The sequence below is a fragment of the Denitrobacterium detoxificans genome, from assembly GCF_001643775.1.
Classification (GTDB): Bacteria; Actinomycetota; Coriobacteriia; order Coriobacteriales; family Eggerthellaceae; genus Denitrobacterium; species Denitrobacterium detoxificans.
Genome location: NZ_CP011402.1, coordinates 2080821 through 2106383, shown reverse-complemented (window position 1 = coordinate 2106383; position 25563 = coordinate 2080821). Strand labels below are relative to the sequence as shown.

Annotated in this window: 18 protein-coding genes and 1 tRNA gene; 15 read left to right on the top strand and 4 right to left on the bottom strand. The window is 55.3% G+C overall.

The annotated features are described in order from the left end of the window. The first annotated feature begins 72 nt into the window (after nt 1-72). From AAY81_RS08615 to AAY81_RS08590, 6 genes are all read left to right on the top strand, one after another. Entirely contained in the window at nt 73-927 is an 855-nt protein-coding gene (locus AAY81_RS08615; protein ID WP_082867950.1) for a glycoside hydrolase family 25 protein, read from the top strand. A 283-nt stretch (nt 928-1210) separates the two neighbouring features. Next, entirely contained in the window at nt 1211-3178 is a 1968-nt protein-coding gene (gene htpG / locus AAY81_RS08610; protein WP_066664025.1) for a molecular chaperone HtpG, read from the top strand. A 212-nt stretch (nt 3179-3390) separates the two neighbouring features. Beyond that, a complete protein-coding gene (locus AAY81_RS08605) occupies nt 3391-3768 on the top strand; it encodes an ArsR/SmtB family transcription factor (RefSeq protein ID WP_066664023.1) in 378 nt (125 codons plus the stop codon). Nucleotides 3769-3792: 24 nt separating this feature from the next. Next, a complete protein-coding gene (locus AAY81_RS08600) occupies nt 3793-4158 on the top strand; it encodes a NifB/NifX family molybdenum-iron cluster-binding protein (RefSeq protein WP_066664015.1) in 366 nt (121 codons plus the stop codon). A gap of 214 nt (nt 4159-4372) precedes the next feature. Next, nucleotides 4373-4448: transfer RNA gene (locus AAY81_RS08595), tRNA-Thr, on the top strand. Between the two features lie 138 nt (nt 4449-4586). Further along, entirely contained in the window at nt 4587-5090 is a 504-nt protein-coding gene (locus AAY81_RS08590; RefSeq protein WP_240480573.1) for a VanZ family protein, read from the top strand. A gap of 75 nt (nt 5091-5165) precedes the next feature. On the opposite strand, the gene AAY81_RS08585 is transcribed toward AAY81_RS08590, so the two are convergent. Beyond that, nucleotides 5166-6077, bottom strand: a complete 912-nt coding sequence (locus AAY81_RS08585; RefSeq protein ID WP_066664011.1) for a LysR family transcriptional regulator — start codon at nt 6075-6077, stop codon at nt 5166-5168. A 189-nt stretch (nt 6078-6266) separates the two neighbouring features. Between AAY81_RS08585 and AAY81_RS08580 the strand changes: the two genes are divergently transcribed. Both AAY81_RS08580 and AAY81_RS08575 read left to right on the top strand, forming a co-directional pair. Continuing rightward, the gene (locus AAY81_RS08580) at nt 6267-7934 is read left to right on the top strand and encodes an FAD-dependent oxidoreductase (RefSeq protein ID WP_066664009.1); all 1668 of its coding nucleotides are present in this window, start codon (nt 6267-6269) and stop codon (nt 7932-7934) included. Between the two features lie 203 nt (nt 7935-8137). After that, nucleotides 8138-8659 carry a ferritin gene (locus AAY81_RS08575; protein WP_066664006.1) on the top strand — a complete coding sequence of 174 codons (522 nt, stop codon included), beginning with the start codon at nt 8138-8140 and terminating at the stop codon, nt 8657-8659. Nucleotides 8660-8801: 142 nt separating this feature from the next. Here the strand turns inward: AAY81_RS08575 and AAY81_RS08570 are convergent, their stop codons facing one another. After that, the gene (locus AAY81_RS08570; protein WP_066664004.1) at nt 8802-9137 is read right to left on the bottom strand and encodes a cupin domain-containing protein; all 336 of its coding nucleotides are present in this window, start codon (nt 9135-9137) and stop codon (nt 8802-8804) included. A gap of 239 nt (nt 9138-9376) precedes the next feature. Between AAY81_RS08570 and AAY81_RS08565 the strand changes: the two genes are divergently transcribed. Both AAY81_RS08565 and AAY81_RS10485 read left to right on the top strand, forming a co-directional pair. Continuing rightward, a complete protein-coding gene (locus AAY81_RS08565) occupies nt 9377-10840 on the top strand; it encodes a hypothetical protein (RefSeq protein ID WP_066664001.1) in 1464 nt (487 codons plus the stop codon). A gap of 2 nt (nt 10841-10842) precedes the next feature. Further along, nucleotides 10843-11406, top strand: a complete 564-nt coding sequence (locus AAY81_RS10485; protein ID WP_143117317.1) for a hypothetical protein — start codon at nt 10843-10845, stop codon at nt 11404-11406. Nucleotides 11407-11831: 425 nt separating this feature from the next. Here the strand turns inward: AAY81_RS10485 and AAY81_RS10285 are convergent, their stop codons facing one another. Continuing rightward, on the bottom strand, nt 11832-14567 hold the full coding sequence (locus AAY81_RS10285; RefSeq protein ID WP_169815811.1) for an InlB B-repeat-containing protein: 2736 nt from the start codon (nt 14565-14567) through the stop codon (nt 11832-11834). A 507-nt stretch (nt 14568-15074) separates the two neighbouring features. Between AAY81_RS10285 and AAY81_RS08550 the strand changes: the two genes are divergently transcribed. The 5 genes from AAY81_RS08550 to AAY81_RS08535 all read left to right on the top strand — a co-directional run bounded on the left by AAY81_RS08550 (nt 15075) and on the right by AAY81_RS08535 (nt 23808). Next, nucleotides 15075-16700, top strand: coding sequence for an ABC1 kinase family protein (locus AAY81_RS08550; protein WP_066663997.1), 1626 nt, complete (start codon nt 15075-15077; stop codon nt 16698-16700). Nucleotides 16701-16783: 83 nt separating this feature from the next. Then, on the top strand, nt 16784-17878 hold the full coding sequence (wecB, locus tag AAY81_RS08545) for a non-hydrolyzing UDP-N-acetylglucosamine 2-epimerase (RefSeq protein WP_066663991.1): 1095 nt from the start codon (nt 16784-16786) through the stop codon (nt 17876-17878). 63 nt (nt 17879-17941) lie between these two features. Beyond that, complete coding sequence (locus AAY81_RS10800; protein WP_276203441.1) at nt 17942-18076, top strand: hypothetical protein; 135 nt, start codon at nt 17942-17944, stop codon at nt 18074-18076. A 109-nt stretch (nt 18077-18185) separates the two neighbouring features. Then, nucleotides 18186-22580 (top strand): glycosyltransferase, encoded by a 4395-nt coding sequence (locus tag AAY81_RS08540; protein WP_066663983.1) that lies wholly within the window; start codon nt 18186-18188, stop codon nt 22578-22580. A gap of 79 nt (nt 22581-22659) precedes the next feature. After that, complete coding sequence (locus AAY81_RS08535) at nt 22660-23808, top strand: acyltransferase (RefSeq protein WP_066663981.1); 1149 nt, start codon at nt 22660-22662, stop codon at nt 23806-23808. 91 nt (nt 23809-23899) lie between these two features. Here the strand turns inward: AAY81_RS08535 and AAY81_RS08530 are convergent, their stop codons facing one another. Continuing rightward, on the bottom strand, nt 23900-25003 hold the full coding sequence (locus AAY81_RS08530) for an acyltransferase (RefSeq protein ID WP_066663978.1): 1104 nt from the start codon (nt 25001-25003) through the stop codon (nt 23900-23902). Between the last annotated feature and the right edge of the window lie 560 nt (nt 25004-25563).

The window sequence follows — 25563 nt, the reverse complement described above, 5'->3', positions numbered from 1 at the left end:
GTTTTGCGGCTCCATAAGTACCGCAGATGGGTATTCGGAGTGCTGGATATACCATATGTTGGGGAGGATCATATGGCGTACCAAAACAATAGTCCGCGTGGGTCGCATGCGATTTCCCCGCATCGCGATACGTTCGTGTTGCGCTTTCGCTTCGTGGGGTTTGCCCTCATCGCGCTTGCTGCCATTGCCGCCGTCTTCGCGTTTCGCGCGTGCAATGCTGCGGTAGAGCCCCAGGAAGACGCGCAGGCGGAAGTCGTCTCGTACGACTGGTCGTGCTTGCACGTGGAAGGCGATCGCTACAGCTACGTAGTAGATGGCCAGGTGAAATCGAAGCTGGGCATCGATGTTTCGGAATTTCAGGGGTCCATCGACTGGGATGCCGTGGCGCAGGACGGCATTTCGTTTGCGTACGTGCGCGTGGGGAACCGCGGTGCCGAAACGGGCACGTTGTATTCCGACGACCTGTTCGAGGACAACCTTTCAGGCGCCCAGGCGGCCGGCTTGCCGTGTGGTGTGTACTACTTTTCCCAGGCTATAAACGAAGACGAAGCGCGCGAGGAGGCGCAGTTCGTGCTCGACGCGCTGGGCGGTCGTTCGCTGGAATACCCCATTGCCTACGACTGCGAAGAGGTAAGTGGTCTGGATTCGCGCATCGAAGGCCTTTCCGCGGATCAGATGACGGCGAATGCCAAGGCGTTTTGCGAGGTCATCGAAGCGGCAGGCTATAAGGCCATCATCTATGGCAATGCAAACGATTTCGCGCGGTACAACGTGCAGGATCTGAGCGCGTATCCATTCTGGTATGCCAGCTACAATGAACTGCCGTATGGCGCGACCAGCTTCATGCTGTGGCAGTACACCGACGGGGCAACCGTGTCGGGCGTGCCCACGGCCTGCGACATGAGCATTCAAATCGAGCTTTCCTAGCCTAACCCCTCCTGTCGCGGCGAGGTTGCGATAGGTCTGGCCCTGCCTTTGCGACGGGTGGTTATGTGGTTGCCCTCGCCGTTGCGTGGGCGCTCAATTGCCCCAACCTTTGCTATCGCGCTGGGTTACCAATTGGTGACACGGGCGTGAAGTCGAATCTCCTTCGCTTGCACGCTTTTTTGCTCTCACTATAATCATGTTTTGGCACTCAAATGGTCCGACTGCTAATTTGTGCGCAATGGCAGCCGGTACGTCATATGCAAATGGAAAAGAGGTCGACTACATGCGCAAATTCAAAACAGAGAGCAAGAAGCTTCTCGACTTGATGATCAATTCGATCTACACCAACCGGGAAATCTTCCTGCGCGAGCTTATCAGCAATGCGTCCGACGCGGAAGATAAGCTCTACTTCAAGAGCCTTACCGATTCCAGCATCCAGCTGGGGAAGAACGACCTTACCATTCGCGTGTCCTTCGACGCCGATGCGCGTACCGTTACCGTTTCCGACAACGGCCTGGGTATGGACAAGGATGGCTTGGATGCGAACCTGGGCGTAATTGCCCATTCCGACAGCCTGGAGTTCAAGACGGCACAGGCCGCCAACGCTGCGGGCGCCGCTGACGAGGCTGCAAATGCCGAAGACGACGAACGCGAGGAATCCGCCCAGGTAAACGACGTGGACATCATCGGTCAGTTCGGCGTGGGCTTCTATTCCGCGTTCATGGTGGCCAAGAAGGTGCGCGTCGTTACGCGCAAGTACGGCGACGAGCAGGCCTGGGTCTGGGAAAGCGATGGCGTAGAGGGCTACACCATCGAGCCGGGCGAGAAGGAAGGCCACGGCACCGACGTCATCCTGTACCTGAAGGACAACACCGACGAGGAGAGCTTCGATACCTTCGCCAGCGAATTTGGCCTTAAGGACCTCATCAAGCGCTATAGCAACTACGTGCGCTATCCCATTCAGATGATGTGCACGAAGAGCCGTCAGAAGCCGAAGCCCGAAGATGCGGGCGACGACTACAAGCCCGAATGGGAATCGTATTCCGAACTGGAGACCATCAACTCCATGACGCCCATTTGGAAGCGTCGCAAGAGCGAGGTCTCGCAGGACGAGTACAACGAGTTCTACAAGAGCCAGTTCCATGACTTCACCGACCCTGCGCGCACCGTTTCCGTGCATGCCGAGGGCGCCATTTCCTACGACGTGCTGCTGTTCATTCCCGGCCGCGCGCCGTTCGACCTGTACAGCAAGGATTACCAGAAGGGCCTGGAGCTCTACAGCAGCAACGTGCTCATCATGGACAAGTGCGAAGAGCTGGTTCCCGATTACTACAACTTCGTGCGCGGCGTGGTGGACAGCCAGGACCTTACGCTCAACATCAGCCGCGAGACGCTGCAGCATAACAGCCAGCTGCGCGCCATCGCCCACAAGGTCGAGAAGAAGATCACCGGCGAGCTGAAGAAGATGCGCGACAACGAGCGCGAAGACTACGAGAAGTTCTTCGAGAACTTCGGTCGTGGTCTGAAGTACGGCATCTATAGCACGTATGGCTCCGCCAAGGGCGAGCTGGGCGAGCTGTTGCTGTTCTATTCGGCCAAGCAGGAGAAGATGGTCACGCTCGACGAGTACATCGAGGGCATGCCCGAAGACCAGAAGGCAATCTACTACGCCGCCGGCGAAAGTGCCGAGCGCCTGCAGAAGATGCCCATGGTCACCGGCGTCCTCAGCCGTGGCTACGACGTGTTGCTGTGCACGCAGGACGTGGATGACTTCTGCATGCAGGCCATGATGAACTACAACGAGAAGGACCTGAAGAACGTTGCCAGTGGCGACCTGGGCCTGGAAAGCGAAAGCGACAAGACGGCAGCCGAGGAGGCTACCAAGGAGCACGAGGCCCTGTTCACGGCGATGAAGGATGCCCTGGGCGACAAGGTCGTGCGCGTGGCGGTGTCGCCGGTGCTCACCGACGCCCCCGCCGCCATCACCTCCGAAGGCCCTGTAAGCCTGGAGATGGAGAAGATCATGGCGGGCATGCCCGACGCCAACGGCATGCCGCATTCGCAGCGCGTGCTGGAGGTCAACGCCAAGCACGATGTGTTCAAGGCGCTTGCCGCCGCTCAGGAGGCGGGCGATTCCCAGAAGGTTTCCGACTACACCGAGCTGCTGTATGAGCAGGCTCTTCTCATGGAGGGGTTGCCCATCGACGATCCGGTGGCGTTCGCCCAGCGTGTTTGCGCGCTCATGAAGTAACTCGCTCGCGGGGCAGGGTGGGGCATGCGCTCCCCTACGCACCCGCTCCGCTGCTCGCGCGGCGCTTGCTGCTGGGTGGTTTTAGGGCCCGAGGGGTTGTGCCTCTCGGGCCCTTTTGCGTCCTGCTTGCTTTCGCTTTGCGAAAGCTCACCTTCTCGGGTTGGGAGTCGTTATTGACGTACGGTAAAAGAACGCTAGAATTCATTTAAGTTATGACTGAAGTAAATGAACGGACATCCATCGATTTCGGAATCGCCTTGAAGGCGCTGGCGGAGCCAACGCGTTTCAAGATTGCTCAGTTGCTGCTTGAGCGGCATCATTGCTCGCGCTCCATTTCGAAGACGCTTGGCATTAGCGAATCGGCCGTGTCGCAGCACATGTCGGTGCTGAAGAAGGCCGGCTTGGTCGAGGGCTTTCGTCATGGGTATCACGTGCATTACGTGCTGCGCCCCGAGGCGCTTCGCGCGATGGTTGCGCATCTTGAGCAGTGGATTGAACGTACGGAACGCATTGAGGATTGCCACGAGACGAACCCGTGCCGCTTCAAGTTGGACGACGGCACGAATGGGTGCTTGTACCGTTCGGAATAGACGAGAGAAGAGAGAGGCGCGTCCATGAAGCTTGCCATCCCTAGCGAAACCGATGCCCAGCTGGAAAGCGTGCGCAGCGGCCACTTTGGCCATACGCCGTATTTCACCATCGTGAACTTCGACGAGGATATGAACATCCTTGGCACCGAGGCCGTGAAGAATGTCGACCACGACCAGTATGGTTGCGGTGGCGTTATCGATTACGTGCTTGGTCTGGGCGTCGATGGCATTCTTACCGTGGGTATGGGCATGCCGCCGCTGATGCGCTTCACGCAGAATGGCGTGACGGTGTATTCCGAAACGCAGACCCCCAAGGTGGGCGACGTTGCGCAGCTGTTCGCAGAGGGCAAGGTCAACGTCATGTCCCCCGAGGCGGCGTGCCGCCACTAGCGGGGCATTAGAGTAAGCGCTTCCGTTTGCTGCTGGCGTTGGCCCGGGTGGTACTCCATTCGGGCCAACGCCCTTTTTGCGCGTTGGTGTACACGTGCGTTTCGCTGCCGCAACAGCAAGGTCATGTGCGGATTGTGAGGGTGCATAGGGGTGTTGCGCACTGCAGGAAATTCCTTTATACTCCTACCTTGCGTTTCGCAATGAAACGAGGTTTGCCAACGTGGCTCAGCTGGTAGAGCAACGCACTCGTAATGCGTAGGTCAGCGGTTCGAATCCGCTCGTTGGCTCCAGAAACTTACAGGCTGTCGGTTCGCCGGCAGCCTGTTTTCTTTTTCAGCCGACTCCAAGCCGCGGGAATCGTCTCGTGCGCCTATGCGAAAATGAGAGTGTCCGTGCGGTCGGTTGCGTGATGCGAAGGAGCGATGTTGTTGGCAAGGAAGTTGGGAAATAGGCGGGTCGTATTGCGATGGCTTGCCGTTGTCCTGTGGGTGATCTTCATCTTCTTCATGTCGAGCCGCGATGCCACGCAGCTTTCCGAGGGGTTCTTCGAGCAGGCGAAACAGCTGCTTGCTGCAGTGCTGAATGCCCTGTTCGGCTATCACGAGGACCCCGTTTCGCCCTTCTGCCATTTTTGCGAGTACACGGTGCTGGGCGGTCTGCTGGCTAATGCCCTGCGGGCCCACATGCGAAGCCTGCGTACTGCCTGCCTTGCAGGCGTCGCCATTGCCAGTTCCTACGGTATCACCGACGAAATCCATCAGCTTTTCGTGCCCGGACGCTTTTGCGACCCTGCCGATTGGGTGGTTGATACCTGCGGAGCGGCATTGGGCGCTCTTGTTCTCTACCTCGTCGTTCGTTTTCGCCACGGGGCGTCATGCGACCGTGGCCGACAAGGTACGCATGACGCTGCGCTGGGCTCGGAACTGCGGTAATCGCGTTCCTTGGGTTGCAATCCCGCTATCCCGCTGATTCTTGGGCGGTCGACCGCCAGCCCCTGGAACCGCAAGCTAGTTCTGCGGGACCAGCTTTTTCGCGTACTGCTTGCAGTGCTCGATGAATTCGTATTCCAGGGAGTTCAGCGAATGGTCCTTCTTGTAGGAAATGCCGAAGCGCCAAGGCGTGCCAACGAATGGGATCGCCTTGACGGGGGCTTCCTGATTGCCGAACAACCCATCGAAGAGCGAAACGACGCATGGCGCAGTGAAGGATAGGTGCTTGGGGTTGCACGCATAGGCGTACAGGATCGACATTTCCGCAAAGGTCTCTATTTCCGCTGGTTGCACACCCGTTTCCTGGCAAAGCCTAGAAAACTCCGGGTAGTTCTTGAACGAGGGCCCCACCAGCCCCACGCTGTAGCCGTTCAGGTCGTCTATGCAAATGGACTCGCGTTGGGCAAGGGGGTCCGAAGCGCTCACCCAGGCCAGGCGGTCACATGAGTACAGCTCGGTCGTTTCGAAGTCTGGGTCGTACGGGTATACGGTGAACGCCAGCATGCTTTCTCCGGCGTGGATGCTTTCGTCGCAGTGCGCGTCGGGCTGCTCGTCGCAGTCAATCATCACGTTGGGGTGCGACTTCTTGAACGATGTGAAGAGCTCGGTTCCAATGGTTCCTCGTACGCCAATTGCCGCGCATAGCGACAGATGGTTGTTTCTGGCGTCCTCGATTTCGCGGAATCTCATTTTCAGACGGCTACCTGCTGCTTCGCAATCGCAGGCGAATTCGTAGAACGCATCCCCGTACGGAGTGGGGAGGCACAGGTCGCCCTTTATGTTTTCGAATAGCGTTACGCCTAGCTCGCGCTCCAGGGCGTCGATTGACTTTAGCAGCCCTTGCCTTGACAGCGGAATGGCTTGCGCCGCCGCTCGAATATTCGGGCGTTCGTATAGCACTTTGAAATAGCGAACGTGGTTGTCGTTCACGGCGTCCCCCTCCAGGCACCTCGAACTAGTTGTCTCGCTTGCGATACCAATGGTTATGCGGTTCGTAACCAAAATAGCAACTGTCGCAAATATTGTATAGACACGAAGTGAGCAAGGGATCTCACGAGGGACAAGGCAGTTCAGTCTACAGGAATGATTGTCGAACTGCCTGGTAGAGAGAGGAATGTAATGGAGGAAAAGATGAGGGGCATCACGCGCCGCAGCTTCGTTTCGGGTGCGGCAGCAATTGCTTCGTTGGCGGCGGCTGCCGGCATGGCAGGTTGCAGCCAGCCGAAATCGACGGATGCGAACAAGGCAAGTGGCCCCACGGCTCAGGGCTCCGCAACGACGAGCGATGCGTGGGCTATCGAGGAGCTGGGCGAGCCGAGCGAAACCCTGGAGTGCGACCTGTGCGTCGTTGGTGGCGGCGGCACTGGCTTGGCTGCTGGCATTCAGGCTATGCAGCTGGGCATCGACGTAATCATGCTTGAGAAGAAGTCCGTGACCGGCGGTTCGTTCATCGGTTCCGAGGGTCTGTTTGCCGTGGGTTCCCATTGGCAGAAGGAAAGTGGCATCAACTATTCCGAGGACCAGCTGATCGAGGACTGCCTGGACTACCATCACTGGATTGCCAATCCCGCGCTGTACAAGAACTTCTTCCAGCACACTGCTGGTACGGTTGAATGGCTGGAAAGCCTGGGCGTGGAATTCGACCACGTGCAGTCGCTGGGCGATTCGCCGAACGCGTGGCACGTGTACAAGGGCATTGGCTCTGAAGGCACGGGCACCACGTTTATGCGCTCCTTTGGTGAGGCAGCCAAGCAGATCAACCTGCCGATGGAAATGAGCTGCTCGGGCAAGAAGATCATCATGGACAACGGCAAAGTTGCCGGTGTTTTGGCAAAGCGCGAAAACGGCAAGGTCGTGCAGATCAACTGCAAGGCTGTAATCGTCGGCACGGGTGGCTGGGCCAATAGCCCCGAGCTGATCCGCGAGCTGAATGGTTCCGACCCCGCACGCGTGACCGCATCTGGCATGAATGGGCGCGATGGTGACGGTCTGAAGATGGTCAAGGATGCTGGTGGTGCACTGGCGCTGGGCGCTGGCACGATGGCTACCTATGGCCCCATCCTTCCGGAAACCACGTATGGCACCAACTTGCAGGCTGCCACTTCGCTTGAGCCGCACCTGTGGGTCAACCAGGACGGCGAGCGCTTCGTTCGCGAAGACATGTTCCTGAAGAACTTCGCGTACGCTGGCAACGCAGTGCACAACCAGAAGCGTGCGTTCACGGTATGCAACAAGGAAATCATCGACCAGTACATCAACAAGGGCGGTGACGTAGGCGTTGGCGTGTACGTTGTTGCTGGTGAGCCGATGACCGACCTGGCAGAGACGTTCCCCGCGCTGCTGGAGTCCAAGAACGAGTACGTCTTCCAGGCTGACTCGATCAAGGAACTGGCTAATGCCATGGGAATCGACGCTGACGCTCTTTCCGCAACGGTCGATTCGTACAATGCCATGTGCGCAGCTGGCCAGGATACGGAATTCTTCAAGCCTGCCGAGTACATGCGCCCGATCACGAGCGGCCCCTACTACGCGTTCGAGGTGTTTAACGGCTACTTCTGCACCGTGGGTGGCGTGAGCGTTACCCCGAACACCGAGGTCATGGATTCCGATCGCAACATCATTCCCGGCCTGTTCGCAGGTGGTTGCGACGCAGGTGGCCTGTACGGCGACACCTACGACGTAGCGTACTGCCCCGGTTCGTGCGCTTCCTGGGCTATTAACTCCGGGCGCCTGGCAGCCAAGCAGGCTGCGCGCTACCTGGGCATGTCCGTGGACGATTCCAAGTAATTACGCGTTTTCATATTTCCCTCCCTCCCTGATATGCCGTCACGATTCTGCAGCCGTGGCGGCATATTATTTAGCGTACGGTCTGGCTTGTAGCGGCTAGGCCGTACGCTTTGTCGTGGTCGTGCTTTGGGGGTATCATCGATCTAGGACCTTCGAAGAGGGAAAGCGTCCAGTCTATTTCGTGTTCGCCGAAAGGAGCACACATGGATCCAAAGGTGTACGAACTAATCAACGACCAAATCAACAAGGAGCTTTACTCCGGGTATTTGTATCTTACCTTCGCAGATTTCTACGAAGCGGAGGGCCTAAAGGGCTTTGCCAACTGGTACATGATTCAGGCGCAGGAAGAGCGCGACCACGCCCTGATTTTCCGCAAGTATCTGCTGGACAGCGACTGTCCGGTGAAGATGAAGGCTATCGACGAGCCCGATAAAACCTTCGAGGCGGGCGACCATATGGGCCCGCTGGAGGCTGCGCTGGTGCACGAGAAGTACGTGACGAGCCTGATCAACGACATTTACGCTGCGGCCTATGATGCCCGCGACTTCCGTACCATGAACTTCTTGAACTGGTTTGTGGACGAGCAGCTGGAAGAAGAGGCCAATGCTAGCGAAATGATTTCGAACATGCAGCTGTTCGGGAGCGACCCGAAGGGCCTGTACGATCTTGATCGCGAGTATCTGGCACGTGCCTACAATGTGCCTTCGCCCTTGGCTGCCGAATAGTTGACGACCTAAAATGTGGGCCGGCGGGGAAGACTCTCCGCCGGCCCTTTTGTGTGTGATCAAGGGGCAGGGTTGTTCACGAGATGGCCTCGCTGATTGCGAGGCGATTGTCGTCAACAACCCTGCCCCTTGTTCATGTTCGCTAGTCCTGCACGAAGTCCTCGCGGTATGGCGTGAACGTGTCGAGCAAGATACCAGGCTCCAAGCAAACGCAGCCATGAACGATGCCATCGCGCTTGAGCATGGTGTCGCCAGCTTTTACCACGTGTTTTTCGCCATCAATCTCGAATTCGAACTTCCCACTCACCACATAGGTAATCTGCGTGTGCGGATGACTGTGCAATGCCCCCACGGCGCCCCGCTCGAAGGTGTTTTCAACCACCATCAGGTCATCCGAATACGCGAGAACGCGGCGAATGACCCCATGAGCCTCTTCGGGCGCGGCATCTTCGTGAAACACCCAGCGATTGTTTTTCATGCGGCCCTCCTTCGTTCGGGGTACGGCGGTAAGCTTCCCGAATAGGATACCTTGCAGACTGACGAATAAGCTACATGTTTATGCACATGCCTTTGCACCGAGGCGTGTACGTGAGGTGGGTCGATGCTGATGTGTTAGGCAAACGAACTTGAGCTGACCTGAAGTACGGACACTTAGGAGGCTATGCGGTGCTAAGATAGCATGACTGCTTATTATTCTGGGCACGGAGGGGGCCAAAGATGGATGAGGGGAAGGACCGTAGGGTTCGGGCTCTTCAAGAGCTACTTGCTTCAGGCGTTCTCACGCAGGTTGAGTACGACGAGAAGATAGCGCTTTTGCAACAAACTGAAGATGCCGCGAGCGGCAAAGATAAGCCCTTGGCGACTGATGTCGACGAGAGCCCTCAGGTGCTGGCGTCTGAGCACGATTCGGACTTCGATGCTCCCTCTGATGGTGAGGCTTCGCCTATGTCGGAGAATAGCGATGCGCCTGCTGCCGTTGATCCCTCCCGGGATTCCAAGAAGCCGTCGAGCTCATTTCCCACATGGGCGGCAGTCGCTATTGCAGGCACTATTCTGGTTGTTATGGTCATTGTGGCTCTCTTTCTTCGCGGTGGAGGAACGACTTCCTCGGGCAGTGCGTCGCTCACTGCCGTAACCTCTACCCATACCGTTACCGAAGCCAACGCCACCTTCTCTGTGCCCGACGGCTTTAGCAAAAGTTATTCGTCATACACGGCGGACGGCAAGACAAGTGCGGGTAGGATATACGTTTCCGTCGACAATCCCGCCGTTGATGCCGATTATTTGGTAGAAGGGTGGTTTGACGAGCCGTCAAGCTCTAAGTCGGATTCCGGTTCTAGCGCCGCAAAACATTCTTATCGGAACGAAGGCAAGGCGTACTCTGGTGTTTATTGCATTCACTACGCTTATGACACTGCCAAAACTCCGGAAGAGTTCGTCGTTGTTTTCGGCGATGGGGATAATAATTTTTATTACATTGTCTTGTCTGGTTTCGAAGACTCGTTTTACAAGGAGTTCGTCCAAAGCATTTCTATTTCTGGATCTGGAGGAGCCTCTTCGAGCAGCAACTCTGCTCGTTCATCTTCCTCAAGCGGCCGCAGCTCGGCAGGGTCTTCGGGTTCAACGGGGACAAGCTTCGTTTCCACCCTGGGTGGCCTTGGGGCCTTTGAGCCTCAAACCATTGAGGGAAGCGGAGATGACGTCATTGACGTGCCATGCGCTGGAAAGCCTTGTCTTATGGCGTTCTCAAACAGCGGATCAAGTAATTTCATCGTCCATACCCTTGATGCGTCCGGGGATTCCGTTGACGGGCTGATTAATGAGATCGGACCCTACGAGGGTACCGTGACAGACTACGAGCGTTATGAGAAGGTTACGCAGTTAGAGATTCAATCCAGTGGCAAGTGGTCCGTGACCTTTGCGCCAATGAAAAACATGGTTAGAGCAACCAATGGCGCTCAATTTGACGGTGATGACGTTGTCTATATCGATGAGGGCGGAATAACCAAACTCAGCTTTACCCATGATGGCGACGATAATTTTATCGTTCATGCAATTGGTCTCAAAAAATCGGATCACCTTGTTAATGAGATCGGCTCTTACAGTGGTACGAAATCCTGGAATGAAAGCAAATCGTTTTTAATTGTGAACGCAGATGGGAATTGGACGGTGAGCTGGTAGACATGGAAGCAAAAATGAAACGATTGGCAATTTGCCTGACTGTTTTGGTTATGTCCGCTACGATAGCTGGCTGCAGCGGTTCTAATTCGGGTGGAGAGCAGGCGTCGAGTGCCGGTTCCCCCTCTTCTACTCAATGTGAGACTCATGCTTTCACGTATATGGACGCTTTCACCTTTGAACTTCCGAATGAATACGAAGAACAGAATATGGAATGGGAAGGTGGCTTCCGGCTCTTTGGAATCCCTAGCAGCGTAAGCGGCCAAGGCGGTGCTAAAGCTGTCGCTATTAACTATTTCGATTCCAATTCCGTTAAAACCGTTATCGATCTTTTCGACAGCATCGAAGATGGCATGGTTATGTCCGATATGCAACTCGTCAATGTTGAACATTTGACGATTGACGGTCATGAGGCCGTCGTAGCGGATGGCATTCCAACCGATAGCTCCAAGGGCACAGTGAAGTGCATCAATCTCAGCGATGGTACGAATCGCGTATACGTAATCACGGTCTTCAATTACGATCAGGACGTAGTTGAAACCCTGATGGGGTCAATTAGCGTACTTTAACAGACAAGTATCATCGAGTGCGAGCAAACCGTGCCTTCCGCCTATTTACGTCATTTTGATTTGTGCGGCCTTGTGTATCGAACCTGATTGTTTCGGCTTTTTGTTTTCCCGATTTACCTAGAAGTCCCGCACGGATGGGACGGGCTGTAGCGCAATCACCAATTGTTGGGCCGGTCCGCGTCCCCCTGCGGGGCACTCTGAAAGCAAACTAGAAACGCGCTATGCTCGGGGTTGTCGCGGAGAGCGGGAGGCGAAGCCTCACGCAAATCCGCGACAACCCCGAGCAGCGCGAAGTAAAAGCATGAAGCAGCGCAGTGCACGAGCGTAGGCCTGGGCCCGTGAGGGGCCCAGGCCACGCGAGCAGCGGAGCGGTGCCCCGCAGGGGGACGCGGGCCAGCCCCGGGATAGACCGAGGGGGATAAGAGCTACAGCCCGTACCAGCCGATGCCCTCGTAGTGCCAGCCCAGCTTGCGCAGCCCATCGCGTTCGCTCGCGCTCGTCGTGTAATGGTGCGATCCGGATTTGGCGTTCGGGTTGTACAGGCGGTAGAGCGGCGTCGTCTTGTTGTCGTCGGAGTACCAGCCGATGCCCTCGTACTTCCAGCCCAGCCCTCGCAGCCAGTCGCGCTCCTCGGCGCTGGAGGTGTAGTGGTGGTCGCCGCCGTTGGGGTTGTACAGGCGGTACACGGGCGTGTTGCTGAAGACGGGCGCCTTCCAACCAATGCCCTCGTACTTCCAGCCCAGCTTGCGCAGCCCATCGCGCTCTTCGGCGCTGGCGGTGTAGAAGTGCTCGCCGCCATTGGGGTTGTATAGGCGGTACATGGCCTGCGAAATCGTAGGCGTATCGCCGCCAGGTGCGCTGATCGTCGTCTGCCATGACCCCGTTTTCGTGGTGTAGTACGGCGCCTCTACGGTGTAGTACGTCGTGTAGGTGCCAATTACGGTGCGCGAAGGCGCGCTCGAAAGCGTGCATTCATCGGCGGTGGTTCCGTATTTCACGGTGGCGTTCGCGGGGATGGTCGAGATGCTGCCCAGGCTCTGCGGCGAGCCGGTATACGTAAGGGCGGGCGCGTTCACGGTAACCTGGATTTCTCCCGTCGTGGAAATGAGCGTGAATACGTGTGCGCTCGCCTCGTAGTTTTTGGTCTTTGCCGTAGCTACCGTGACGGTGGCGGTGCCCGTTTCCCGCGGCGTGATGGTAATCTTGCCATCGGCGACGTTGGCGCTGAACTTGGCTCCCTTTACGTTCACCTTTGGCTCGCTGTCGGCGTTGAACGTAATGGTGAATGCATTGGGGAAGGCTCGATCGGACGTGCCATTGAGCGCGAAGGCGGGTGTGGCCTGGGCAATGTTAACGTCGAAGGAACCCGTGATGACGCCGCTTGCGCCGGTCGTGTGATTGCTATCGCTCGTGATGATCCAGGTGATGCTGTATTTTCCGGCGTCGATTCCCCGAGGAGCCTCTTCTTGGATGACGTCGTTGAGGTAGTACGTGATCGTGCCCCCTGTAACGGTGCCGGCGGTGACGAGCTCCTGGCTCGTGCCGTTGTATACCAGGTCGGGCGCAGGCATGGGGGCCGTGTATTCCACGGGTGCCTTCTCGATGTTCACGACGAGGTCGGTGGGCTGCTGGAGCGCGTAGTTCGCGCAGATGCTGCTGTCACCCACAAGCGTGTAGCCGCTTACGGTGATGGGCTTGTTGGTTCCCGCGGAATCGCTGGTCATCGTTCCTAAGGGCGCGCCCCCAAGCGTCACGGCTTCGCCCGCGATGACGCCGTCAAGCGTGCCTCCGGAAATAGTGACCGTGGTATTGCCCTCTTCGTATACGCGCCCCGTGGCCTGCGCTCCTAGCACGGTAAGAGGCGCAGGAGCGATTGACCAGGCGATTTCACGTGCTTCGGTGCTTCCGTCGCTCCAGCAGTAGCCTGGAGCGGGCGTGGCCGTTGCGGTGTACTCGCCTGCATTCGTGGCGGAGGCGTTGGAGAGGACGTAGCGCGCGTTGGTGCTGACGCCAATCTGGGGCTGCCCGTTGTAGACGAGTCCCTGGACGGGCGTAGGTTCGTCGATGATGCGATTCCAGACGGCATAGAGTGTTGTATCGGTGTTGGTGGAGAAGCTAGCGCCGTCCAGGTAGGTGGGTAGCGTGGCGGTGCGGCTATCGCTCCAACCGGCGAATGCATAGCCCGTGCACGTGAAAGCGCAGGGCGTGAGGTTGCGCGCAGCGTCCTTGGCAAAGGGCTGCGTGGGCATGGTGCCCGACCCGCCGTTGCTGTCGAAGGCGACCGCGCAAGCGGGGATCCACGCAACGTAGGCGCCATTGAAGGAGTTCGACCCCGCCGTGTCGTAATACGTGAAGCGCGTGCTCGTGGCGTAATAGTCGGTTGAGGTTGGGTAATCTTGCTTGGTAATTCTCAAGCCTCCATTGTCTGTGCCGTTGGTTACCTGTGCGTTGGTAGTAGTAATCTGTACGTTGCCGCCGGTAATTACGAGCGAGCCTCCGTCGGAAGATCCTGAGCCCGCACCTATGCCGGCGCCGCCTAGGGCGCCCGTTTCTGCAAGTACGGTGCCGCGTGCGATGGTCACGATGTTGCCCGCGCATTCGTACCCGCCGCCGATGGCCGCGCCGCCCGCCACTCCCGTGCTAGCGTGAATCATGCCTCCCAGCAGGGAAATCGCGCCGGGCGCATGGCTGGTGTCGCTGCCGATGGCCGCGCCGCTCTGTACGGCGTCGTAGGTGGAAACGAGCTTGCCCGTGCCGTTGCCCTGGCCGTATATCGTCAGGCTAGCGTTTTCGTTTACCGCGATGCCGTTTTGCGCCGTAAGCGTGCTTCCGTCAAGTAGCACCAGGCGTACGTCACCTGCGGTTTCAATGCGCTCGGAAATGGTGATGCTTGTCATGGCCTCTACGACGTACCACGTGGTTTGGCCCGTGGCGCCCCAGGTCGTTAGCGTTGCCGCAAGGGGCGTTCCCGCAACGGCGTCGCCGTCGAGTACGTTGGTGGGGTCTATAACCGTGGGGGAGTGCGGCGTGCTGTCGGCGTTGGTGTAAGTGACTGTAAACGTGGTGGCCGCCCAGGCTGGCGCGGGCAGGAGAAAGGCGCATGCGAGTGCAAGCGCTGCGCCCAGCGCTAGAAGCGTGATGCGAATGCGAGCGTTGGCCATGGGGACCCCCAATCCCGAAAGCCGCACGGTTGTCGTGCGGTGTTTTCCAACCCTCATATTCTCGCATATTTTGCTATCGCACGTATCTCAATGAGCGTATGCGTTGGCGGTTTGTTGGCCGCGCCACGTCGTTACGAACGCGCGGGATGGGTGGGCATTCGTCGCGCATGCCCCTGCGTCTCGATCGGCCACGTCATTGCACGTTACGGATGCGTCACGGGGCTTTCAGGATGGTTTAAGGGCTGGTAGGCATACTGTACTCACATCAACGGAAGGTTCCCTCCCACACCTCCCTTCCTTCCCTCCTTCCGCTGATACCTTGCATCGCCCCGCAGCTATCGCACAGGCTGCGGGGCATTCTTCGTTTTCGCTGCGGTAACGCTGCGCGTTTGAGGGAAATGGCACGACTATACTCTTATTCATGTGATGGGTTCCCGCCGTGCGGGGCCGTTAACGACGCATGGTCGGTTGCAGGGGTTTAGGACTGGCAAGCGAAGGGGGATGTGGATGGCGAATTTCGGTCTTTCGTTGAAGAGGGCTCGCAAGAGCTCGAAAGAGGAGCGGGCCGCCAACCAGGCGCGCTTCAAGGAAATCCTCGGCATCGTAAGAAAGTACGACCTGAAAGACGGCCTTACTCCCGAAATGACGGTCGAGCTTATCCAGGACCTGGGAACGACGTTCGTGAAGCTGGGGCAAATCGCGTCTACGCATCCCGATATGCTGCCGCCAGAGTATTGCGAGGCGCTGGGGGCGTTGCGCACGAATGCCCGGCCGCTTGAATTCTCCGTTGTGAAAGAGCAGATCGAAAGCGAGTTCGGCAAGCCCCTCGACGAGCTGTTCGGTTGCTTCGATGAGGAGCCCCTTGGTTCGGCGTCCATCGCGCAGGTGCATAAGGCGCAGCTGCCGGGCGGCGAGGTTGTTGCCGTGAAGGTGCAACGCCCTGGCGTGGTGGAGACGGTTACCAATGACCTGGCCATCATGGAACGCATCGTAGAGATTCTGGATTTGGTGAGCAAGGGCAAGGGTGGGCTTTCGCTGAAGGAACTCGTTGCCGAGCTGGTGAAGACCTCGATGGAGGAGCTCGACTTCGCCAACGAGGAGTCGAATCTCGACCGCTTCTATCGCAATAACGAACCGCGCGAAGGCGTGAGCAGCCCCAAGTGCTATCGCGAGTTTTCGACGAGCTCCATCCTTACCGAGGACTTCGTGGAAGCGCCGCCTGTCGAGCAGATCGACGATATGGGCAAGACCGACGACGAGCGCGACGAACTGGCCTATCTCATTGCGCATAACTATATGCAGCAGATCATGGAAGATGGCTTCTACCATGCCGATCCGCATGCCGGCAACATCATGGTCATGGATGATGGCGGCATCGAGTGGATCGACTTTGGCATGATGGGTACGATCACGTCTACGCAACGCGACACGATTAAGGAATTGATTTTGGCGCTCGTGAAGGGCGATGCCTATAGCCTGAAGCGTTCGGTGCTGAAGGTGGCAACGCCCACGGGGGCGCTCGACCATGCGAAGCTGCTGGAAGCGTGCGAGGGCGTGGTCGAGCAGTTCATTGACGTTGACCTGGAAGAATTCGATACGAGCCAGCTTATGGCCTCCATTACCGGCACGCTGGAAAACCAGGGCATGGACATCGACCCGTTCCTTACGAGCCTGGGTCGCGGCCTGGTTACGCTGGAGGGCACGATTCGTCTGATATCGCCGCGTCTGAACATCATGAACGTGCTGGTTGAATACCTGAGGTCGGGCTTTGACGCAGGTGGCATGGAGCGCATGGCGAAGAAATTCGTGGGACAGGCGGTTGATAGTGCCGCAGCTCTCGTTACGCTGCCGGCGAAGGCCGAGCAGACACTCGACATGGTGCAGAAGGGCCATGTGAAGATAGGCATGGAGCTTTCCAGCAACGAGGAGTTCTCGCGCGATATCCGCGCTGCGGCGGGGCTCGTGGCCATTGCGCTTATTGCCATGGGCCTGGTCATTGGCGCGTGCATCCTGGGCGCAAGCTCGAGTGCCGTTACGCTGGGTGGCGTGCCCTTGTTTGGCGGGCTGGGCCTGGTAGTGGGTGTGGGGCTTGCCGTATACGTGTTCGTGAAGATCCGGCCGTACCTGAAATGAGCGTGGGTGCGCGAGCGGTTTATTGGGCTGTCGTGTGGGCGCGGCTGGGAATTCGCGTCTAGTTTTCTGCCAAGGGGAATCGTATGAAAAAAGTACTCATTGTGTTCGGAACGCGTCCGGAGGCAATCAAGATGTGCCCCCTGGTAAATGCTATTAACGAGCATCCTTCGCTCCAAGGCATTGTGTGTGTTACCGGTCAGCATCGCCAGATGCTCGATCAGGTCCTCGAGACGTTCAACATTACGCCCGACTACGATTTGGCAATCATGAAGAGCCGTCAGACGCTTTATGACATCACCTCGAACGTGCTGCTGAAGATGCGGGATGTGCTGCAGGAGGTTCGCCCCGATATCGTGCTCGTGCATGGTGATACAACTACGAGTTTTGCTGCTGCGGTAGCTGCGTTTTACGAGCAGATTCCCCTTGGCCACGTGGAGGCGGGGCTTCGAACTAATAACCTGTATTCTCCATTCCCTGAGGAATTCAATCGCCAGGCGGTGGATTTGCTTTGCGAATACTATTTCGCTCCTACCGAAAAGTCCAAGCATAATTTGCTGTCCGAGGGTAAGCCTGAAGAGAAGATCTATGTAACGGGTAATACGGGAATCGACGCGCTTAAGACCACCGTGCGCGATGATTATTCCCACCCGGAATTGGATTGGGCTTCCGATTCGCGACTCGTTCTCGTTACTGCGCATAGGCGGGAAAATCTTGGCGAACCCATGCACCATTTGTTCCGTGCGATCAGGCGCATCGTCGATGAGTTCGAGGACGTAAAGGTAATCTATCCCGTTCATCTGAACCCCGTAGTGCGCGCGATCGCAAGTGAGGAGCTGGGTGATAGCGATAGGATTCACCTTATCGACCCGCTCGACGCGCTCGATTTTCATAACTTCCTTGCGCGTAGCTATGTTGTCTTCACCGACAGTGGCGGAATCCAAGAGGAAGCTCCCTCTTTGGGTAAGCCCGTGCTTGTCATGAGGGATACGACCGAGCGTCCCGAGGGCGTGGCCGCAGGTACGCTCAAGCTTGTTGGGACGGACGAGGAAGTGCTGTTTGAACAGGCGAAGCTGCTTCTGACGAACCGAGATGAATACGATAAGATGGCGCATGCATCCAACCCCTATGGTGATGGGCATGCATGCGAGCGTATCGTTGAAGCGTTGCTGGGGGACTGATGGTTTCGGGTAGCTGGGCTATTCCTTGATGAGCGCTTTCTTGTCAGCCACGACCTGGCCCTCGTGCGCGAGCTGTGCTCGCGCGTGTACGTGATGGAGGCGGGTCGCATCGCGGAAGAGGGTCCTACCTCTCGCGTGTTCGAGAACCCCGCATCCGACGCCGCTCGCACCCTGGTTGATGCCATTGTGAGGGTGTAAAGGGCGCTTTAGCCGCTCTTTTTCCAGGACGTCCGAATGCAGCGGTATAATTATTAACTGCTGCATTCGTGGCCTAGGGGAGAGCAATGTGCATTAGAAAGGATGCCTGATGGCAGGTTCCGTCGTCATTAGCGTAATCGTACCTATCTATAACCGCGTCGATTCGATGTCTCGCTGCGTTTCGTCCATTTTGGACCAATCCAGCAAGGAGAACTTCTGCGAGGTCATTCTGATTGACGATGGTTCTACCGACGGCAGCGGCGAGTTGTGTGACGAACTTGCTCGCAAGCATGACAACATCAAGGTCATCCATCAGGAAAACAGGGGCGTTTCTGCCGCTCGCAATGCCGGCATCGATGTCGCTACGGGCAAGTACCTCGCATTTGTCGACAGTGACGACTATCTCAAGAAAGATACGCTCAATAAGGCAGTCGCCTTCTTTGATCGCAACTACGATGTGGTCGATTTGGTCGCGTTCCCTTCTCGAACGTTCAAGAACGGGAAAGAGTCTTCGCCGCATTATCGATACCGGGTTCTCATTACCTCGGGTGTGTATGACGTAAGTAACACAACGTATGCTTATGCGCATATTACCAGGTTGGAGGCAGTGTATAAGAACCGGGGAGCTGGGAAGAACATCCATTTCGACGAGAATTTGGGCTTTCAGGAAGATTTGAAGTATAACATCGAGACCGTTCTGGAAAAGCAGGCTATCGGTTACTCCAATCATGGATGCTATTGCTACGAGCAGCAGGATGGCGGCATCCAGAGCACCACTTTGTATGCGTATAACATCTTCGAGACGTCGATGGCGCTCTGGGAGAGCGAATTCGCGAAGTATGAAGGCGCTGTGCCTGTGTATCTCCAGTCTCTTTACCTTTGCGATATCGCATGGAAGCTTAATGCGAATAAGCTCTTCCCCTATCACTACGAGGGAGAGGAGTTCCAGAAGGCTATCGATCGAATCGATGCCTTGCTTGCAAGGGTTGATTCGGACATCCTGGTTGACCATCCAACGATGGATAGCTTCCGCAAGACATATTTCTACGCTCGTGGGCATAAGGGTGAGCTCATTTTCGCCACAAATGGCAATACGCTTTCTCTGAACGTGAACAATTCGACTCTGTATAGCCGTACTAAGGTCGAAATCGTTGTTCTGAAGAGCATGATTCGCGATGGGATATTTAAGATTCGCGGCTATCTGAAGAGCCCCTGCTTCTCGTTTTGCGAAAAGCCAAAATTGCGTGCGCGCATTAAGTCTTGGGATGGCAGTAAAGAGGTCTACATCCCCCTTGGTGAATCTTCCTGGAGCTATTACAAGTGTGAGGAGAAAACCGATAGGTTCTGGGATTTCGAATTCTCTATTCCCACCAACAAGGGTTATGTGGTCGATTTCACCGTTCTTCTTCAGGGCAGGGAAATTGACACCAACTATTATTTCATGTTCAGGGCTGTTTTCTCGAACTCCAAGCCCGATCGCCACGAGTACGTCAAGGACAATACCGTAGTACGTTTCTCGTCAAACAAGTTTTTCATTACCCCGCTGTCGGATGAAGCGTTCCGGAAGGCTGTTACCGCGATTGATGATTCGCTTGAGAAGAAGCGCTCCAAGCAATGGTTCATGCGTAAGCTCGTTAGGCGATATCGTGCTCAGGGAAAACGGGTTTGGCTTTATCATGATTGCCATGGAGTTGAGAAGAACAATGCTTACTTCCAATTCCAGCATGACTGGGATAAAAATGATGGCATAGAACGCTACTACGTTGTGAATGACGACATCGCCACGCGTAAGCATCTCTTCACGAAGAACCAGCTTTCTCACGTTATTCCCTTCCGTGGACGCAAGCACAAGCTTCTCTTTCTGCTCGCGGAAAAGATTCTAACTGCCTATGTTGAGCAGGCGAATTACATGGCATTTGGCCAGTCTATGTATCGGAGATACGCGGACCTGTTCAATGCTGAAATCGTCTATCTACAGCATGGCGTACTCCATGCGCATCAGCCGTGGAAGTATTCGATGGACCGTTTGCTCATCGACAAGGAAGTCGTTTCTACCTCATTCGAAGTGTCGAATCTTATTAACGTGTACGGCTTCAAGAAAAACGAGCTCATTGCGTCTGGCATGCCGCGTTATGACACGATGGATTTATCTGCGACTCCTGAGCGAAAGATTCTCTTTGCGCCGTCTTGGCGTTCGTACGTGGTCAAGCAGAAGAAGGATGGCCAGTGGGAGCCCACGGTGAAGGCGTTCAAGGCTTCGGAGTTCTACAAGGAAATAGAAGCGTTTTTGAATTCCGAACGTCTTAATGACTTGCTCGAGCGCTATGACTATACGCTCGACGTAAAGCTTCATCCAATTTTGCAAGAACTGTATGGCGATATGCTCGAGAGCAAATTCGAGCGTATCAGATCCGCTGCGGAATCTGTAGACGAGACGTCCTATAAGGTCTTCATTACCGACTATTCGTCGTATCGATTTGATTTCGTGTACCTTCAGCGCGCCATCATGTACTTCTTCCCCGACTACATGCAGTTCAAGTCAGGAATGTGTACCTATCGCGAAACTGATTTGCCGCTTGATGGCACGTTTGGCAAATGCTTGCTTTCTGCGGATGATGCTGTTACGGAATTGGGCGAAATCCTTGCGCGTGATGGTGAGCCGGAAGCGGTGTACGCTGACCAGATGAAGGATTTCTTCCTCCATCGAGATTTGCATAATTGTGACCGTATCTACAATGCGGTTCTTACTGGCAATCCGGTTCCTTTGGCTTTGGATAAGCCGTTTCCCGATTGCGAGTACGTTTTCCTTTGGGGCGAGCTGCAATCACGTGCAGGTGGCATGACCCGCGCAATGCTCGATAGGGCCTGCATGCTGGTCCGAGAGGGCTGCTCCGTGACCGTCCTGCTTGGCGCTTTGGGAAAGAAGCAGCTGGGCAATGTGAAATACTGGGCTGAGAATGCCTACCCGGAAATCACGGGAATCAAGTTTGTTGCCATCGAAGACTATTTTGGCGAGAAACTGTCCGACGGGGAAGGTAATTTGCCTGTAATTAACGAGGCGGATTATTATAGCATCGATGAGTATGAGGGCTCTGTTCGCGTTGCTCGTACGAATTATTTGCCGAACACCGACAAGGTGTATTTCGAGCATTTCTATTCGCCTTCGCGCTTTAATTACATGTCGCTTAAGTATTGCGATGCGAAAGGGCCGGATAAGGACCCAAGCGTCATTCTGAAGAGGCAGTCGGATGGCAACGAGGAGGCTCTTCGGAATCGCTCTGTTCTCAGGGAAAAGTTCTACTCTGGGTACGTTAACGACCTGAGCGCGAAGGACGTTGTCGTATTCCATGACCCCATGCTGGATACGGAGCCTGGCTTCAGGTACATCGACGAATCGGACAAGAATGTCTACCGAATTGCGATTTCTCATGGCGTTGGCTATGGCGGAGAGCGCAATTGGTACTCCTCCATCAACCCCAGGATGACGAACAATATCGAGAAACTTCCTGTTGAGGTTGACGGTATGGTGTTCCTAACCGAAGCCGCTAAGCGTCAGGCGGAAAAGCGTCTTGGGAAGCGCACGATATTTCATGTCGTTCCCAATGTATTCACCAAGTCGCCCAGGGTGTCTCCAGGGAGCCGCAATACGAAACGAGCTGTATTTATCGGTCGTTTTTCGCCTGAGAAGCAACCGGCGGCTATCGTGCGGGCGTTTGGCAGGGCTGAGAAGCGTGTGCCAGGCATTCATCTTGAAATGTATGGCTCTGGCGCTTTGCGTGATGAAACCGCCGAACTCGTGAAGAAGCTTGGATACAGCCATTGCATTTCGGTGATGTCGTATGTCGATAATCCCGGCGAGGTTTACGACAACGCTGCGTTGTCCATTATGGCAAGCAAATGCGAGGGTCTGCCTCTTGCTCTTGGCGAGAGTTTGTCTCATGGTTGTCCTGCGATTTCTTACGATATCAAGTTTGGTCCGAGCGACTTTATCAAGAATGGCAAGAACGGGTTTTTGGTTCCTGCGAACAACGAGGACGCCCTTGTCGACCAGATTGTTTTCTATTTCAAGAACGTCAAAGATTTGCTGCCGCACTTCTCCTGGTTTGCCTACGAATCGATGTCTGCGTTCTCGTACCATTCGTACAGGTCGAAGTGGATTCACTGTATCGAGTCCGTTATCGAGGACAAGATGCGCTTCAACCGAATGACGTCGATGTCGTTTGCGGACGAGGGTTCCTTGAGGGATATGTCCACGGTGACGATAAGGGGAACGCTTTCCGTTGAGGGTACATTCCCCAATGGTGAGATAGCCAATGAGAGCGTTTACCTGCGCGCTTATAACGCAGATAGGACCGATTACGAAATCGTCTCCCTCGATCACTCGATTGTTGGTGGCCTGAATGTGGCAGTGTTTGACAAGGTTAAAGTTCCTGTTACGACGCGGAATTTATCGATTTGCTTCGAGTGCGAAAACTCGTTCAAAGAGCTCGCGTTAGACCTTTAGTTTGCGTACGCTGTTGAGCGCCCATCGGAATGGTGATGGGCGCTCTTTGTTGGATAGGGACGAAGCGGGAGCATCCGTGATGAATGAGCCACAGGTGAATGCCGATGGTCGGTCGGTTAGGGCGCTTAGGATAGATTCGGAGCCTAGTGGGATGTCCTTACAGGGGCGACTGTATTACCTTGATGTTTTGAGGGTTTTTGCCATTTTTTGCGTTGTGATGATTCATGTTTGCGCTTGGCATTTTTACCAAGTTGATATTGCTTCCACGAGGTATTTTGCGATGTGCCTCTTTGACGAATTTGCACACGTAGCCGTTCCCGTTTTCGTAATGATTAGTGGCGTGCTGTTTCTGAATCCCGCAAAAGAAGTAACGTACGATAGAGTATTCAAGAAGTACCTTCCCAGGCTGGGCGTGGCGTTTGCCGTATGGTCCGTGCTGTATGCGTTCTACCTGACCGCCATTGCGACGGAGAGCATTCAGTCTAATGGCTTGCTGCTTACCTATGTTTGCAATCTGATAAGGGGCCCGCTGCATTTCTGGTTCATTCCGATGATTGCGGGCTTGTATCTTATTACGCCGCTGCTGAGATCCTTTACGTCTGATGCGAATCTGAGAAAGGCCTTTTTGCTCCTGGGCCTCATATTCGCTCTTGCGCTGCCAAGCATATCGGATTTACTCGCTCTTTCGAGCGAGCCTCATGTTGTTGCGTTCGCGTCCGCTTACAACAACTTGGTTGGGGATTTCAATTTCCAATTCGCAGTTGGCTATTCGTTCTATTTCGTTCTGGGCTATCATCTCAGCACCATCAAAGTCCATCGGCCGATAGCTTTTTTAGTTGTAGGCGTGTTGGCTTTGGCTGCGGGTACGTGGCTGGTCTTTATGCAGTCCGGCATGGAGGGCAAGCCAAATGTGACCCTTATGACAAATTTCAGGGTGTTTGTTTTCACAGGGTCTGTGGGGCTATTCGCCTTCGCCAAGGAGACAATGCAGTTCTGGAGTCCGTCTGCAAAAGTAGCTGGGTGTGTACGGTGGCTATCGGATAGGGTTTTCGGCGTCTACCTCGTCCATCTCTTTGTGATTTATGCTTTTGAGGCGGTTGGCCTCAATGCTGTGTCGTTCAATACGTTTTTGGCAATTCCTGTTGCGACGCTTGCTGTGTTCGGGGTGTCGCTGCTCCTTGTTGCCGCCATTCGAGCAATTCCTCGTGTGGGCAAGTGGCTTACGTAATCTGTTGCGTTGATTGGCTTTCGTGCGTCTAAGGGGTTGCTTATTGCGTTGTCGCTATAGTTTAGGAAGGGTGGCGTATACTTCGGTTCTGCTAGATTCCGAGTCGTTCGTCTATGCGTTTGCCCAAAGCAAGAATCCCATTGTCGACTTTGAATAGCTTGAAAACGAGCGCGCGGAGCTTGTCGATTAGGGTGCAAATGACGAAGACGCCAGCAGCGATACCTAGCATGACGAGAATCATTTCGCTGGTGTGCAGGGATGCCGCAAACGCGGGCCCGCCCTTCATGAACTCGTTTCGAATGAGCTCATGATCGCTAATTAGATATACGGCGAATACGCTAGGCGTAAGAAATGCGATGATTGATGTGAGCGCCTTCCCTTGGATGTTTAGGCGAGAGAAGAACATCAGTAGCGCAATGCTAGATACGAGGATGAATGGCGATAGGTAGGACAGCCATTGCCAGGGATGGTCGGGGATGAGGGCTGGTTGGATTCCGGCACCATTGCCGTATGTGGCCATGATCCAGCAGCATGCAACGCATATCGCGTAGACGATGAGCCATCGCTTGTGCCAGTTTTCGAACGGGTTGATCTTGCGAATGCAAGCGCCGATGACATATAGAACAACGAACCATCCAAAGGAATAACCACTGTTGAACCTGAAGATGTCAGTGCCGGCTATGAAAGGCGCAACGCAGAATGCAATGAGGCATAGTGCGAAGAGAGTTTTGATTTTGCGCTCGTCGAGGTGCTTGAACACGAGGTTTATGAGGGGCGAAACAAGCATTAATCCGAAGTAGGCCGTGAAGAACCACCAGCAATTAGTGAGAACGGGAAGAAACATCCTTAGGAATGGGAGTTCGGGTAGCGCCGTTGCGTTATAGAACAGCATGAAGATCGTAACTGCCACCGAATAGAAGAGTGCCGTTGCCCAAAGCGAGAGAATGCGTTTTGATTTGAATCGCAGGTCAACCTGGCAAAATCCACCTATAATCACGAAGCAGTCGACGGCGCAATACGCGCAGGCCATCACGAGCATTACGGCATTGTGGTGAACGCCGGTTGTTGCGCCAATGAGTCCGCCATGCGACCCCTCGTGGAGGAGCACCACACAAAGAATCGCAAACACGCGAAGTAAGTCGACCCCGTAATTTCGTTTGCTTTTCGTCGGTTGCGTTGCTTGCTTCGCTTCCATGGTATGCGCTGACCCCCCGTCAGGTATGTGTCGCATAGTGCGTAATCTGACTTCTTGAATCGATATTATACGAAGTCAGAGGCATGGTTGCTCGATGATTAAGCGAGAGGCGTATATAACGACACCTATGTTTGATCGGTTTGGGGCGTCGCAAACGGGTGTGTTTCGATTCCGGGGTAAGAATGATTGCGATGAATGCGCTGGTGTTTGATGTGGGGGGTGTTATTGGGCGTCATGAAGAGCATATGCCGCAGTCGGGCAATAAGTATAGTATTCTCTTGTCGCGTCAGACTTGCTGGCTCGACTTTGCCGTTGAGTTATATGAGGAGTTTGGATGCGGGCTGCAGCGGAATCGCCGTTGATGGCGAGCGTTATTGTCCCTGTTTACAATGTTTGTTATGACGCTTGGGATGCAGATGCTGCTCGAGTTTTTTGGCGATGTATTGTCCAGTCGGCCCAGTTTATGCGGACGGGATATTGCATGGGCGATAAGAAAGCTTGGTCCTGAAGAGCTTGAGTGGCGGAGGCGGGCGTTTGATGAGCGATGGGGCTTCGCTGAG